Origin of the sequence: Acinetobacter calcoaceticus, assembly GCF_900520355.1 — a bacterium.
GTDB lineage: Bacteria > Pseudomonadota > Gammaproteobacteria > Pseudomonadales > Moraxellaceae > Acinetobacter > Acinetobacter calcoaceticus_C.
The window spans coordinates 1,429,705-1,445,415 of the sequence record NZ_LS999521.1 but is presented as its reverse complement, the minus strand read 5'-3'; the positions used below and the strand labels follow the sequence as shown (position 1 = coordinate 1,445,415).

General features: G+C 39.6%; 12 protein-coding genes. 7 read left to right on the top strand and 5 right to left on the bottom strand.

Translation table 11 applies throughout. The annotated features are described in order from the left end of the window. Positions 1-203 precede the first annotated feature (203 nt). Positions 204-2,810 (bottom strand): aminopeptidase N, encoded by a 2,607-nt coding sequence (gene pepN, locus AC2117_RS06845; protein WP_133972865.1) that lies wholly within the window; start codon positions 2,808-2,810, stop codon positions 204-206. 318 nt (positions 2,811-3,128) lie between these two features. Between pepN and AC2117_RS06840 the strand changes: the two genes are divergently transcribed. The 3 genes from AC2117_RS06840 (at position 3,129) to thiM (ending at position 5,557) form a co-directional block, all read left to right on the top strand. Next, positions 3,129-3,386 (top strand): hypothetical protein, encoded by a 258-nt coding sequence (locus tag AC2117_RS06840; protein WP_042896973.1) that lies wholly within the window; start codon positions 3,129-3,131, stop codon positions 3,384-3,386. A gap of 150 nt (positions 3,387-3,536) precedes the next feature. Continuing rightward, positions 3,537-4,694 carry a hypothetical protein gene (locus AC2117_RS06835; protein ID WP_197731000.1) on the top strand — a complete coding sequence of 386 codons (1,158 nt, stop codon included), beginning with the start codon at positions 3,537-3,539 and terminating at the stop codon, positions 4,692-4,694. A 35-nt stretch (positions 4,695-4,729) separates the two neighbouring features. Next, complete coding sequence (gene thiM, locus AC2117_RS06830) at positions 4,730-5,557, top strand: hydroxyethylthiazole kinase (protein WP_133972863.1); 828 nt, start codon at positions 4,730-4,732, stop codon at positions 5,555-5,557. A 29-nt stretch (positions 5,558-5,586) separates the two neighbouring features. Here the strand turns inward: thiM and AC2117_RS06825 are convergent, their stop codons facing one another. From AC2117_RS06825 to AC2117_RS06815, 3 genes are all read right to left on the bottom strand, one after another. Beyond that, a complete protein-coding gene (locus AC2117_RS06825) occupies positions 5,587-6,438 on the bottom strand; it encodes an AraC family transcriptional regulator (RefSeq protein ID WP_133976240.1) in 852 nt (283 codons plus the stop codon). 81 nt (positions 6,439-6,519) lie between these two features. Then, positions 6,520-6,879, bottom strand: coding sequence for a 5-carboxymethyl-2-hydroxymuconate Delta-isomerase (locus AC2117_RS06820; RefSeq protein ID WP_197730999.1), 360 nt, complete (start codon positions 6,877-6,879; stop codon positions 6,520-6,522). Positions 6,880-6,922: 43 nt separating this feature from the next. Continuing rightward, the gene (locus AC2117_RS06815) at positions 6,923-8,635 is read right to left on the bottom strand and encodes an AAA family ATPase (RefSeq protein ID WP_133972858.1); all 1,713 of its coding nucleotides are present in this window, start codon (positions 8,633-8,635) and stop codon (positions 6,923-6,925) included. 230 nt (positions 8,636-8,865) lie between these two features. On the opposite strand from AC2117_RS06815, the gene mdh reads away from it, so the two are divergent. Together mdh and AC2117_RS06805 are read left to right on the top strand one after the other, a co-directional pair. Next, a complete protein-coding gene (mdh, locus tag AC2117_RS06810) occupies positions 8,866-10,038 on the top strand; it encodes an iron-dependent methanol dehydrogenase (RefSeq protein ID WP_133972856.1) in 1,173 nt (390 codons plus the stop codon). Positions 10,039-10,236: 198 nt separating this feature from the next. Then, positions 10,237-11,205, top strand: a complete 969-nt coding sequence (locus AC2117_RS06805) for an alpha/beta hydrolase (RefSeq protein ID WP_133972854.1) — start codon at positions 10,237-10,239, stop codon at positions 11,203-11,205. On the opposite strand, the gene AC2117_RS06800 is transcribed toward AC2117_RS06805, so the two are convergent. Beyond that, positions 11,202-12,392 carry a helix-turn-helix domain-containing protein gene (locus tag AC2117_RS06800; protein ID WP_133972852.1) on the bottom strand — a complete coding sequence of 397 codons (1,191 nt, stop codon included), beginning with the start codon at positions 12,390-12,392 and terminating at the stop codon, positions 11,202-11,204. The genes AC2117_RS06805 and AC2117_RS06800 overlap by 4 nt on opposite strands. A gap of 142 nt (positions 12,393-12,534) precedes the next feature. Here AC2117_RS06800 and AC2117_RS06795 point away from each other — a divergent pair, with 142 nt between their 5' ends. Both AC2117_RS06795 and eat read left to right on the top strand, forming a co-directional pair. Next, the gene (locus AC2117_RS06795; protein WP_133972850.1) at positions 12,535-14,046 is read left to right on the top strand and encodes an aldehyde dehydrogenase family protein; all 1,512 of its coding nucleotides are present in this window, start codon (positions 12,535-12,537) and stop codon (positions 14,044-14,046) included. A 220-nt stretch (positions 14,047-14,266) separates the two neighbouring features. Continuing rightward, on the top strand, positions 14,267-15,703 hold the full coding sequence (gene eat / locus AC2117_RS06790) for an ethanolamine permease (protein ID WP_133972848.1): 1,437 nt from the start codon (positions 14,267-14,269) through the stop codon (positions 15,701-15,703). Positions 15,704-15,711: the final 8 nt, after the last annotated feature.

Genomic DNA, 15,711 nt, shown 5'->3' with positions numbered 1-15,711 from the left:
TTTAATTTTACCCATCTCATTTAAAGATATATTTAAAATAAGCTATTAAAGATTATAAATTAAGTAAAAATAAAATGATGAGCAGCAGCGTTAGAGATGAACCATCTATAAGGACAATTATTTCTTTGAAGCTATAAATCTTTATAGAGATATATAAAAATAAAGGCCTCTTACGAGACCTTTATTTTTATATTTAAACCTAATTAAATGCTCAACATACTATTTAAAGTTTCAGAGACGTTTTTCGACTTCACTTTAGGCTGTAATGCTTGCAAAGCCTGTTGCACTTGAGTCCGCTGAGGTTCTGCCAATGTATACCAACGAGATAATACCTGTAGTAAACGAGACCCTAAAATCGGATTCTTTTCATCAAGATATTGTGCAAGATTAATGAAGTGAGCTACACCAAAACCCCACGTGTTTTCAGGGTTATTTGACAACCCTCCACTCACCGCACGAATACGGTTTGGCGTTGTTAAATCATAGTCCGGATGTTGAGTTAAATACTCAATTGTTTCTGTTGTCGCATTTGGGTTTGCTGCCTGAATCATAAACCACTGATCTAAAGATAAAGCTTCATCTTTAAAACGGTCATAAAAATCAGCAAGCGCATCTTGAGCTTGAGGTGCATTTTGCCAAACAAGTACACGTAGCGCACCTAATCGTTCAGACATATTACCTGTGTTCTGATATTGCACATGTGCGAGTTCAAATGCAGTTTGATCCCCCTGACGAGCCATCATCATCAGCATAATGTTCTTTAACGCACGCACACCCATTGCCAAAGAAAATTCTTTTTGCAGATCTGGGTCAAGTGTAAGGTAAGTATCTTTCCAGAATGAACCCAACTCTTGTGCTAAACGATTGAGCAATGCTTCACGTTTTACATGAATATCAGCTGGTGCATAGTTCTGATCGATACGACTACCCAAATAACCTTCGCTTGGTACATCAAACAAACGCGATGCCAATAGCGGGTCGCGACCGACTAACTCAGGCAAAGTACGTTGAATTGCCTGAATGTATGCATCAGCAGAATGGTCGTCTAGCAAAATACGTTCAAGCAAAGTTTGCGTTGCTTGCCATTGGTTAAAGCCGTTTGTTTCGTGCTGAATTAAGAAAGCTAACTCGTCATCAGTATAATTAAATACAAGATTTACGGGTGCAGAGAAATTACGGAGTAGCGAAACAACTGGTTGATCAGTCACACCTGTAAACTCAATGATTGCCTCATCTTGGTCAAACAAATACACGCCATCTTTAACATCGTTTACAAACAAGCTTTCACTATGCAATGTATATTGCTCGCCTGTTTTTGCATTAAACAGTGCCAATGCCACAGGAATTGGCACAGCTTTTAAATTTGGATATTTAGGATGCGCTTTTAAACTCTGTTTAAAGCTTAAACGATACGTTTGAGCGACTGCATCATATTCACCTTTTGCTACAAGCTTTGGTGTTCCAGGCTGGTTATACCAAGTTAAGAATGCAGATAAATCGACACCTGAGCCAGCAGTTAACGCGGCAACCCAATCTTCTACAGTCACGGCTTGTCCATCATGACGGCGGAAATATTCATCGGTTCCCTGACGGTATTTTTCTTTACCTAACAAGGTCGACATCATGCGGTTAATTTCCGCACCTTTTTCATAAACAGTAGCTGTATAGAAGTTATTAATTTCGACAAAGTGATCTGGACGTGGTGGGTGCGATAATGGACCTGCATCTTCAGGGAACTGATGTGATTTAAGCACAGCTACATCATCAATACGTTGAACAGCAGCAGATTGTAAATCTTCAGAGAAAGACTGATCACGGAATACGGTTAAACCTTCTTTTAAGCAGAGCTGGAACCAGTCACGGCAAGTAATACGGTTCCCTGTCCAGTTATGGAAATATTCATGGGCAATCACAGACTGTACACGCATAATTGCAGCGTCAGTTGTGTATTCTTCATCAGCAAGCACACATGAAGTATTAAAGATATTTAAACCTTTATTTTCCATTGCGCCCATGTTGAACTGACTTACCGCAACAATCATATAGTTGTCGAGGTCGTAGGCGCGGCCATAGTGTTCTTCATCCCAACGCATAGAATGCTTTAATGCTTCCATTGCGATATGGCATTTTGGAATGTCTTTCTCAATTGCATAAATTTCTAAAGCAACATCGCGCCCTTCAGAAGTCGTATAGCGATCTTTAAGAACTGCTAAATCACCAATGACACAAGCGAACAAATAGCTTGGCTTTTTGGTTGGGTCTTGCCAGATTGCAAAGTGGCGGTTTTCACCTACCTCACCCGTTTCAAGCAAATTACCATTGGCAAGTAACACTGGATATTTTTTGTCTGCTTCTACACGTGTAGTAAATACAGAAAGTACGTCTGGACGGTCTGGATAGAATGTGATTTTGCGGAAACCTTCAGGTTCGTTCTGTGTCACAAACAAGTCATCTGCTTTATATAAGCCTTCTAATTGAGTATTCGTTTCAGGATGAATAATGACTTGTATTTGTAAAATGACTTCATCTGGTGCATCAGTGATCACCAGTTGCTCACTATCGAGTGAATATTGTGCAGAAGTAAGAATTTGACCATTTAGCTGAACAGATTGCAGCTCAAGATCACGGCCTAGCAAAACCAGATCACCCTCAGTTTGGCGCTTCATGACCAGTGTTGAATCAACAACTGTTTTGTCATCATATACTTGAATATCTAGATTAATTGATTCAACCAAGAAGGCAGGTTTTTGATAATCTTTTAAATAAACTGTTTGATCTGCCTGAACTGGAGGCTGCGCCGCAATATTCATCTTTATTCCTTATATACTCGTCTAAACGGTAGTATGAGTCGCCATGAAATATCATACGCCAAGTCATACATACTGTATTTAATTACCTTTATGAAATTAATGGGACTTCATTTATACATTTCAAATTAGAATCTTGTTTTATTAGCACAGATTAGACCAAATTTACGATAATCGTTGTTTATATAAGCAATCTATACAATAAAAATAAAACACCTTTAGCTTTTAACATTTTTTAGAGTCAGCTTACATTTTGGGCATGGTTCTTGCCTAATCAACTAGACCAATATGGGTATTTCAATAAGAGCAAGAGGTGTCAACATGGAATTAAAAGCACATTTTCATCGTTTAGAAAATATTAAAGCTATTCATGATCTATCTTCAGCAGGACTCGATCACCATGTGATTGCCGTGTTCTTATCTGCGGAAGGTATTTCTATGACGACTCAGGAGGTTACAACCATTGTGAATACCTACGATGCACTAGGCAAAGTAAAATTACCAAGTAAAAAAGTGCAGGCACTTATTAATGCCAAAAAACTTGGACAGAACGATGAGAACTTGCCGTGCCCTGTTTAATTAACTATTTAACTCTCAATAAAGACCTAAAATCTCTACATAAATTTTAGGTCTTTTTATTTTAATAACAAACGAAACTAGCAATCTCAGCCATCTACAGTGCGGCTGTGTATAATAGCCTCATCATTTTTATTTTATGTTCGGAGCAAAATGGCCTTACAAATTCTACAGAAACAACTGGATGAAAGTAGCCATTGTCCTCTCTGCCAAGCTTCAATGTACTGGGTAGATGCCGAGCAATTTGAACAAGACATTCAATTTCATGAATGCAGTCATTGTCAGCACCGCATATTTAAAGATGAAAGGATGACTTGCCACTGTGAAACGTGTACCAAACAACGGAAAAAGCTTTTACAACAAACACGCTTACAAGAACAACGCCAATTTAAATCAAAAGAGCAGCCACAACGCAGTCTAGAACAACTCAGCTTTTTACATAAACTTTTCTTGCTAAGTCTTTTAGACGAATATGCCCGCGAAGACATCGCTCATGATGAATATATTCATTGGGATAAGATTAAATACCATCACATCACGCCTAACTGGATGTTTCAGAACTATTTAATTAAACAGTTGCATAAAGATGGCATTTTGAATGCAAATGACCAAACTGATGACCCACAATGTTTTCACTTAAATATTCGTTTAGATGGCTACAGCGATCCAAGTTTATTTAGTGTGGCTCAACAGTTACGTAATTGGTTTTATGAAAATTTAAGCTTTGGTATTCCTTTTCGTAGTGCAGATGAAGTTAAAGACGTACTTTTTCAGGTACTCTATCAAGAAATTATTCAGTTTATGCAATTCTATTGTCGAACTTGGGGCATCCAGATTGCTGGAAATTCAAATTTTCAAAGCTTTTGTTATCGTTTAATGGATTCATTGGCAATTGGACAAATTTATTATCTTGTACAAACCGCGCTTGAATATCTTTATAAGCAAAAAGCCTTGCAAACTCGCAATGATAAATTTATTAACACGAATCTATTAAAGAAGACTTTAGAACAATATCGCGAAAGAGCCGTGACCGAAAAGTGGGAAACGTCAATGCTGCCTCGTCCGCACAATATTCCCTATAGTAAAATGAGCTACATTCTGCTTAACCGTTTCTTAGGTTATGACGAACAAATATTTGTACAGCCTGTATGGAAAGCATGGCGAAAAATTGAACCACGTTTAAATTTTTATTCTGTCAAACGTTGTATGTATTGTGGTTCAAATGACTTAAGCGTTGACTATGATGCAGCAGATTATGTTTCATTGATTTGCCAAAAATGTAAGCATCAAGATCACTATTTTACCCACTAAATTTATAATCACTTTGGCTTAATAGGGATAATAATATGACATCAACATCTAGATTGATTGAACAGGTCATTGAAGCTTGGCAGAACATGCAGGCAAGAACACCTCTTGTACAATGTATTACCAATAGCGTTGCGGCTAACTATACGGCCAATATATTACTAGCCTCTGGTGCGTCACCTGCGATGATTGATAATCCCTATGAAGCAGAAAGTTTTACAAAAATTTCATCAGCTTTAAGTATTAATTTAGGTACGCCCACCACCGAGCAAATGCAAGCCATGCAGATCTCAGCTAAAACAGCGCAGCTAAATGATATTCCATGGGTGCTTGATCCGGTGGGCTATGGACCAATTTTAGCTTGGCGCAGTCAAATGACAGATGAACTTTTACAGTTTAAGCCTAGCGTAATTCGTGGTAACGCTTCAGAAATCAGTACGCTTGCAGGCAATCAAGTTCAATCTAAAGGTGTAGATAGCACCCTAAGTAGTGATGATGCCTATCGACAGGCCTACGCGTTATTAGTACATACAGACTGTATCGCAATTTCAGGCGAGTCAGATTACATTTTATCTAAAGAACTAGATGTCGTTATTCAAATTAACGGCGGTAGCCCCTTACAACCTAAAATTACAGCAACTGGCTGTGCTTTGGGCGCATTAATCGCTGCATATAGTGCAGTAACGGCTCCAACCATTGCAGCACTTTCAGCCCATGTGCATTTTGCAATTGCGGGTAAACTTGCAGCGAATCAGGCACAAACTATGGGAAGTTTTAGTAACATTTTTATGGATTATATCCATATGTTAGATGCCAACCTGATTGAGCAATATGCAAATATAAAGCTGTTAGGTTTAAAGGCATAACCGCAAGTTATGCCTTCCATGGTAAAGAATTATCTTAAAAGTAAATAAATATCTGTAATAAGATCACATTCTTTCACATCATGCACAAAGTTATGATAGTGAAAGAAGACTGGATAATCCCCTGCTTCTTCGGGTTGCTCAGGTAACCAGTTTTTAAAAATGTAATACACACTTTCTTTGATCTGGTCATGGCTACCCAAATGTCTTATGGTCGCATAACAACCGGCAGGAATTTCTCCTGTTTGTACGCCGTAACTATTTTCAGGCACAATTTTTTCAATTGAACCCGCGATATCAAACCGAAACTCATCAGACGGTGTCTGTTCAGGGTCAGCAAACGGAATACCATAAGTTCTAGACTTCATCACAGGTGATAACCCTGTTTCTTTACGCCAAGCAATAAAACGTGCAGCAGTTTCAAAAACTTTATCTGGACTTCCTAAATGGGACAGATAGGCAATCTTTTCAGCAGGTCGCTCAACAATATTTACATTCATTTTTAGCTCACTTTTCGGAAGTATAAAAACAAACGTCTGGTGCCAAGATTCCCAGTCTGGTTTATCTCTAAAAGCGCGAGGAGTTTGATCAAATGAGCGCTTAAATGCACGAGTAAATGCCTCTGGACTATCAAACCCTGCTTGCCATGCAATATCAATAATCTTGAGATCGGGTTCAAAAGCCATTTGAAAAGAGGCTCGTTTTAAACGAGAAAGCTGAATAAACTTCATCACATTTGAACCAATATGAATGGCAAAAATACGATGAAAATGAAACTTAGATAAGGCTGCAATCTGGCTCAGTCGATCGACATCTAAATCTTCATCTAAATGTCTTTGAATATAATCGCAAACCAGTTGCAGCTTTTGGGTATATACAGCCATACATTTATGTCTGTTCATTCGATAGCACTACTTTTACATAGTGCTGATCTCTATTCTTGATCGAAATTGCGTTTTTTAAGATTATATAACTTGCTTGAAGTAATCTTCTCTCGGCATATCAATGAGTTCAACACACAATTGAATTTCTTTATTAAACCCTTGTTCTAGATAATTTTTATTACTGAGTGCCGTTAATAACTGATCACCCATCAGCTGTTTTTGCTCTGCATTTCTTCCTGACAAAATGTAGGCTTTCACATGAATATAGGCTTGGTCAGCTCCTAAACCGATTAGGAAAACTTCATCTTTACGCGCACGGCTTTTGATATCTTCTGGGCTAAATAACTCTGTTTCAATGAGCGTGGTATTAATTTCTTCAAGTAATTGTTTTGCATTTAATCCAGTTAAGTTATCTGAATAATCAACTACAACGTGCGGCATAGCCACCTCAGTTTATGTAATAAGTAATTAAATTAATTAAACTTTACTCAATAAATAATAAAGCTAATCGAACTTGATCATATCCCATTCGAGGACTGGTTGCTTCAACGATTGGTCTTAGTTTGATCGAACCGTCATCAGAAAAATGATCTGGATTTTGTCGCTTTTTCAGTTTTTTATAAATTTTACGGATTTCTTCGACCACTTCTTCACCAGGATGAGCAACAGAAATATCCAGTTTTTGCTCTTTATGAAGTCGGGCCAAATGATTAATGATGGTTGCTGGGGTAAGGCCACGTTCATGGGCGATATCTTCAATTTCATAGCCTTCTTCAAACAAGGCACGTGTTTCATCTAACGTTGCCGAGGCGTAATTTTGTTTCGCACCTTTTGAGAGTTTTTTCTCATTACGAGAAATTTCTGTTTCATTTAAGGTTCCGCCACAGTGACGAATAAAGGCTTTGTGTTGCGGCGTTAAATCTACATCAGCAAAATTAACTTCCGCTTCTTTAGAAAGCTCTTGAAAACGGCGATCGGCTTTTACAGCCAAACTGTCTAACTCTAAAGCTTGCTCGTTAATACCTAATAATTTTAAACCGGTCAAAGATTTTAAACGCGACAATGCCACATAGCCCTGACCTTTTTCAAAGGTGTTCATGAGGTTAATTTCAGCAGCTTCTAAGGTCATCCCTTGGCTTTTATGAATGGTAATTGCCCATGCCAAACGAAGTGGAATTTGCTGAAAACTAGCAATTACTTTGCCTGCATCGTTTTCAACTGACCAAGTTTCAGGCGCAACAAGCAATGTCGTGCCATCGGTTAGTTTTACCTTTGGTAGCAAACCATTTTCATCATCTTCTTCAAAACCAATGACTTCACCTAAACTCCCGTTGATATATCCCATATCAAAGTTGTTTTTTACAAACATGACTTTTGCATGTTTCTTTAAGGTAAGTTCTTCTGGTGCACGAACTGAAGATTTTAATGTTTCTACCAGTTTTTCATTACCATCTAAAACCGCATTGAATTGATGCCCTTCATTATCAATTTCATTTAAGTGCTGACAATTGATATTGTCAACATCCATATTGTGCGTATAAAGACGGGTAAAGGTTTCACCAATATCATGTGAACGTGATTGACGCAGTGCGTGTAGGTGATCTGATTGAATATTTTGCGCACGAATGGCATTTAAAATCTGGTTAAGAATTTCATCATCCTGACGGTGTTGTTCTGTTAAATAACATACGCGAAATTTGGCTTCGACCCATGCATCCGACATAAAACAGAACTTGTCACGGTTGGCTTCACTATTACGTCCAACTGGCGGTAACTGAAAGAAATCTCCGGCCACAATGACTTGAATACCACCAAAAGCTTCATCGCTTTCTTTAAAATATTTTAAAACCTGATTCACAAGATTAAGCTGTTTTGCATGCAACATCGAGATTTCATCGATGACGAGAACTTGCGCATTTTCAAGGTGTTCCTTGAGATATTTACGCTCTTTCATACGTTTTAGGTCATCATCAGTTAACTGATCTTTAATGCCGATGCCTGCCCATGTATGAATGGTCATACCGTTCATATGTGTTGCAGCAATACCTGTAGACGCCGTAATAGCCACAGGCACTTTACGTGCTTTTAAGTATTGAATGTACTGATTGAGTGTATAAGTTTTCCCTGCACCAGCCGAGCCGGTTAAAAAGACATTTTCCCCTGCTTTAAGCAGTTTAAGCGCAGTTTCCTGTTTCATAATCTCGTAAGTACATCTTCAACAGCCCATAGCTTAACGATTTTCCCGAAAAAATTAAATGAATGTGAAAAAATTTCTATAAAACCAATATAAATCAATAATTAATAGCAAAATAATATTTGGTAGGTTTTTGGTAGGTAGGAAAATGATCTTCAGATCTCAATACTAAGGCCATGGTGAGGCTCACCTGTAATAACAAACAATGGATTTATGGAAGAAGGAATCACTCCATGGCTTTTAAAAATATTGCAGATCAAACAAACGGTTTTTATATTCCCTGTGTATCACTCTTTGGACCAGGATGTGCCAAAGAAATTGGTACAAAGGCACAAAACCTCGGCGCAAAAAAAGCATTAATTGTGACCGATGAAGGCTTATTTAAATTTGGTGTCGCAGATCTTATTGCAAACTATTTAACTGAATCAGGCGTTGCTAGCCATATATTCCCGGGTGCTGAACCAAACCCAACAGACGTCAATGTTCATAATGGTGTAAATGCCTATAACGACAATGGCTGTGACTTTATTGTCTCGCTAGGTGGTGGTTCTTCTCATGACTGTGCGAAAGGAATTGGATTAGTAACTGCTGGCGGTGGTCATATTCGTGATTACGAAGGTATTGATAAAAGCAAAGTACCAATGACGCCGCTGATTGCAATCAATACCACAGCTGGTACTGCATCTGAAATGACTCGCTTCTGTATTATTACCAATACAGACACTCACGTAAAAATGGCAATTGTTGACTGGCGTTGTACTCCACTTATTGCAATTGATGATCCGAAACTCATGATTGCGAAACCTGCTGGTTTAACAGCTGCAACGGGTATGGATGCTTTAACTCATGCTGTTGAAGCGTACGTTTCTACGGCGGCTAACCCAATTACCGATGCTTGTGCAGAAAAAGCGATTACCATGATTAGTCAGTGGCTACAACCTGCTGTCGCAAATGGTGAAAATATCGAAGCTCGTGATGCCATGAGCTATGCACAGTACTTAGCTGGCATGGCATTTAACAATGCATCTTTAGGTTATGTTCACGCGATGGCGCATCAATTGGGCGGTTTCTATAACCTACCTCACGGCGTATGTAATGCAATTTTATTACCACACGTATGTGAATTTAACCTGATTGCCTGCCCAGATCGCTACGCAAAAATCGCTGAGTTAATGGGCGTAAAAACTCATGGGCTAACTGTGATGGAAGCTGCGTATGCTGCAATTGATGCCATCCGCAAACTGTCTTCATCCATCGGCATTCCATCTGGTTTAACAGAGTTAGGCGTGAAAACTGAAGATCTTACAGTCATGGCCGATAACGCTCAAAAAGATGCATGTATGCTGACCAACCCACGTAAAGCAAATCATGCGCAAGTTGTGGAGATTTTTAAAGCAGCACTTTAATACTGATGTAAATGGCATGTCCCTCTAGTAAGTCAAACCCCTCCGACCATTGACTTACTTTTTGGGGAATACTTAGCTCCAGCGGTATTCCCCTTTTTTTAAAACCTCTATTCCAAACCAACCTCTAAACCTGATTGACAATTCGCCCATTTCATTGAAGGATACTCAGCATGTCTTAATTACAATAGCTCGATAAAAATGAATACATCCTCAGCTACTCAAACATATGCCCCAGATATTTTAGGAACTGGCTACGAACAGCTCACACTCAACTTTCCCGATGATTATGAAGGTAAAGTTGTAGCAACTCTAGTTCGTAAGAAGGCCGCTCAATCTACTCAAAAAGCTGTGCTTTATATTCATGGGTTTTTAGATTATTTCTTTCAAACTGAAATGGCTGAAAAATTCAATGCGCATGGTTATGACTTCTATGCCTTGGATTTAAGAAAATACGGCCGTTCAAAGCTACCCCATCAAATTTTCTATAATGTGCTTGATTTAAGTGAATACGATGCCGAAATTACTCAAGCATTAGATATTATTACTAAAGAACAACACACTCAAGTCTTGCTTGCAGGCCATTCAACTGGCGGTCTGACAGCAACGCTTTATGCTGCCCATAACCCAAGCCACCCTCTTATTAAAGCGCTGTGGGCAAACAGCCCGTTTTACGACTTTAATTTAAGCTTGGTCGAAAAAAAGTTTGGTATTCCAATGCTCAGCCGAGTAGGAAAATATCTGCCAAAAGTTAAATTCCCAAGCCAACTGAACAAATGGTACACCGCGAGCCTTCATAAAGAACTTAAAGGCGAATGGGACTTTAATCTGGACTGGAAACCAACGTCTGCGTCTACTGTTCAACTCAGCTTTCTACATGCAATTCATACGGCACAAAAAGAAATACATCGCGGGGTTAAACTGAATGTTCCCGCACTGATTATGCATTCTCATCAAACCAAAAACCCTAAAAAATGGGGAGCAGAAGCGGCTCAAAGTGATGTGATTTTAGATGTTAAAGACATTGCAAAACATGGTAAAAAAATCAAAGGTGATGTCTCCATTGTCTCTATTCACAATGGATTACATGATTTAGTCCTTTCGGCCCAGCCAGTACGGGAACAAGTCTATCAACAATTATTCCAGTGGCTGGATCAAAAAGTCACTTAACTGAGCTTAGGCGAGTCAAGGTATTTCACCAGCAGTTGATGTGCAGGATGTTCGCTCGGTACTAACTCCATAAGGCGTTCTACCGCATCAATTGCTTCGGGGAAATGAGCCAAATGCTTAAGTAATAAATCGGTTTCTTGGGTTTTAAAAATTGCATCGCTTAGACGTGATTCGAGGCAGTCACGCCATGCACATAAAAACGGACTTTCAGTTTTTGCCAGAAAAACACCTGTGTAAAGCTGCAAAGCAGAAGCCGCATATCCCGCATCCAGTGCTTGTTCAGCTTGCAAGAAATCGGCTTCTACATGAACAAGCAAACGATATGGGCGTGAACCAAGCAAGCCACCCAAAATATCTCGAAGTTGAGACATTTCAGCTTTAAGCGTACCCATACTGACTTTACGTTCGCCATAAAGCGCCTGATAAAGATGCTCTAAAGTCAAACCATGCGGGCATAAGGCCAATATGGTTAAAATCTCAATTTGACGCGGTGTTAATAACAAGCTTTTGCCATTAAATTTAACTTGTGGCGTCGAAAATGCCCGAATATTTAATTGTTGACGCTGCTGCTCTAGCAAGGCAGATTGAATAATTGACGCACAACGTTCAGCCGCCAAAATACCTAAACTATTATGGTTCTTCCAAGTCGTCGATAAATCAACTACCCCAAGGGTTTGTTTTGAATAAGGATCGATAATTGGCGCGGCATAGCACACCCAATCATGAATCGATTCCATATAGTGTTCATTGGAAAAAACACAGCTTGATTGTTGAGTTTTTAAAGACAAAGCCAGTGCATTGGTGCCGACAAATTCTTCACGCCATTGACCACCCTGCACAAAGTGAACACGCTCAGCAGCACTTTGCATTTGCGCACTTGTTGCCGTCCAAATAATCGTACTTCCAATATCACCAACAGCGATCACCATTGAAGATTGCTCAGCAATATGGCGTAAATCATCAGCACATTGCGTTAGGGCCATATCTAAAGCATTTTGTGAAGCAGATTTTTTCTCGACTAATGGGGCCGCAAAGCGTTCTTTAGGAATCGCAGCAGAGGCTGACCGTTCCCATGAACTTGCAATACTTTGACCCAGTTTGGCAGCATTTTGAGGAGAGAGACTATTTTGCGTACGCAGTTGATCAATCAACGTCCGTTGCTGCAATAAATCCTTTTTTGTGAACATTTGTAAGTTCCTTATATATCCACATTTCTATTCCAACCTTTCTCCAACCTTCTTCTTTATATCCTAATTATACAAAGTACGAAAGTACCTACTGACAGGGTTCTTGTTAGTCTTTAGTCCTAAAAAGCAAAGGAATATTTATATGCGCTATATCGATCCAAATCAATCGGGCTCAAAAGTTCAATTCAAATCACAATATGAAAATTTTATTGGCGGTGAATGGGTTGCACCTGTAAAAGGTGCTTATTTTGACAATGTATCTCCTGTTGACGGAAAAGCTTTTACCCGTATTCCACGCTCTAGTGCCGAAGATATCGAACTCGCTCTAGATGCAGCACATAAAGCCAAAGCAACATGGAATAAAGCCTCGCCAACGGTCCGCTCTAATATACTTTTAAAAATTGCTGATCGTTTAGAAGCAAATCTTGAAATGTTAGCAGTAGCAGAAACTTGGGATAACGGTAAAGCAGTACGTGAAACTTTAGCAGCAGACATTCCACTTGCAATTGACCATTTCCGTTATTTCGCTGGATGTATTCGCGCTCAAGAAGGCGGCATCTCTGAAATTGATGAAGATACGATTGCTTACCACTTCCATGAACCGCTAGGTGTCGTGGGTCAAATCATTCCATGGAACTTCCCTATTTTAATGGCAGCATGGAAGCTTGCTCCTGCTTTAGCTGCGGGTAACTGTGTTGTGATTAAACCGGCAGAGCAAACACCAGTAGGAATTTTGCTGGTTGCTGAACTCATCCAAGATATCTTACCGCCGGGTGTGCTTAATATTGTGAATGGTTTCGGTGCAGAAGTTGGCCGCCCGTTAGCCACAAATCCACGTATTGCCAAAATTGCATTTACAGGTTCAACCCAAACTGGGCAAATGGTCATGCAATATGCGACCGAAAATATTATTCCAGTAACCTTAGAACTTGGCGGTAAGTCACCAAATCTTTTCTTTGAAGATATCATGGACAAAGAAGATGATTTCTTAGAAAAAACGCTTGAAGGTTTTGCAATGTTTGCCTTGAACCAAGGTGAAGTATGTACTTGCCCTTCTCGTGCTTTAGTACAAGAGAGCATTGCTGATCAGTTCTTGGAAATGGCTGTCGAGCGTGTAAAACGTATTAAAACGGGTCACCCACTTGATACTGAAACCATGATTGGTGCTCAAGCGTCTCTACAACAACAAGAGAAAATCTTAAGTTGTATTAATACGGGCCGTGAAGAAGGTGCAGAACTCTTACTTGGCGGTAGTGGCCGTAAAGAAGTAGGCGATGGTTTCTATGTTGATCCGACTATTTTTAAAGGTCACAACAGCATGCAAATTTTCCAAGAAGAAATTTTTGGACCTGTGCTTGCTGTGACAACATTCAAAGACTTTGACGACGCAATCAAAATTGCCAATGACACCATGTATGGTTTAGGTGCAGGCGTTTGGTCACGTTCAGCACACATTTCTTATCGTGCTGGTCGTGCGATCGAAGCGGGTCGTGTCTGGACAAACTGCTATAACATCTACCCTGCTCACGCTGCATTTGGTGGCTATAAAAAGTCAGGTATTGGCCGTGAAAACCATAAGATGATGTTAGATCATTATCAACAAACTAAAAACTTGTTGGTGAGTTATTCAACGAAACCAATGGGCTTCTTCTAAGTTCTGCACCAAGTTGATACCAGGCTATCAACACTAGAAAGAAGTAAGATCATTAATTATGTAAGAAGCTAGTAATTTAGATTGCTGGCTTTTTTATTTATGTTGTTAAACCATGAGTTTTTATCATTTGGAATAAAAAACCATCATCAAACCTTTAAATCGCTTCATTTAGGCATTGCTTTTGCATTGATTAATACAAACCAACTCCAAGGAGTATTGTATGAATCAACCAGAAACAGCTTCCGTCATTTCTTCAAACACTGAAATCTCGTCAGCAGAATATTTTGCACAACGCCAACTTAAACAAGGCACGGTCGGTTGGTTACTCCTGATTGGTTTAGGCGTAGCTTATGTGATATCGGGTGATTTTGCCGGTTGGAACTTCGGCATTGCCCAAGGTGGTTGGGGCGGTATGTTTATTGCCACCGCACTTGCTGCACTTATGTACCTGTGCCTATGCCTTTCTATGTCAGAAATGTCCACTATGATGCCTACGGCGGGTGGTGGTTATAGTTTTGCCCGCGCGGCTTTTGGTCCTTTTGGTGGCTATTTAACAGGAACAGCTATTTTAATTGAATATGCAATTGCCCCTGCGGCGATTGCAGTATTTATTGGTGGTTATTGCGAATCTTTATTTGGTATTAATGGCTGGATGATTTACCTCGCCTGCTATGCCATTTTTATGGGCATACATTTGAAAGGTGCTGGTGAAGCCTTAAAAATCATGTTTGCAATTACGCTTGTCGCAGCGGTTGCTCTTATAGTGTTTATTGCTGCAATGATTCCGCATTTTAATGCACAAAACCTGTTAGATATTCCAGTTGGTACAGGGGTAGGCGCAAGTCGTTTTTTACCCCATGGTTACTTAGGTATCTGGGCAGCAGTTCCTTTTGCGATCTGGTTTTTTCTTGCAGTTGAAGGTGTTCCTTTAGCAGCCGAAGAAGCGAAAGATCCAGCCAAATCTCTCCCACGGGGTTTAATCGGTGCAATGCTCATATTAACGGTGTTTGCCATGCTCATTTTATTCTTGGGTGCGGGCGCAGCGGGTGCAAGTACTTTGCAAAACTCTGGCGCTCCTCTCGTAGACGCTCTGGTTAAAGTTTATGGAGCTAATACATGGCTAGCGACCTTTGTAAACTTTGTGGGTTTAGCAGGTTTAATCGCAAGTTTCTTTTCAATTATCTATGCCTATTCGCGTCAAATTTTTGCACTGTCACGTGCTGGCTATTTACCGACTTCACTCTCATTAACCAATAAAAATAAAGCACCTTATCTTGCGATTATTATTCCGGGCATTATCGGTTTCTTGCTTTCACTTACTAAAGAAGGCGATTCACTGATTTTAATTGCCGTTTTTGGTGCAACCATCTCTTATGTGTTGATTCTCTTATCCCACATCAAACTACGCCTATCTAAACCCGACATGCCTCGTCCTTATAAAACTCCTGGAGGAATCGTTACTTCAAGTATTGCATTAGTTTTAGCAGTCGCTGCTGTAGTTGCGGGCTTTGTTGTTAATCCAAAAGTTTGGTTTATTGCTGCCGCTATTTATGTCGTATTTATTGCTTACTTTTTATTCTATAGCCGTTATCATTTAGTGAAAGGTACACCAGAAGAAGAGTTTGCAAATATTAAAGCCGCAGAACAAGAACTATAAAACCAGAT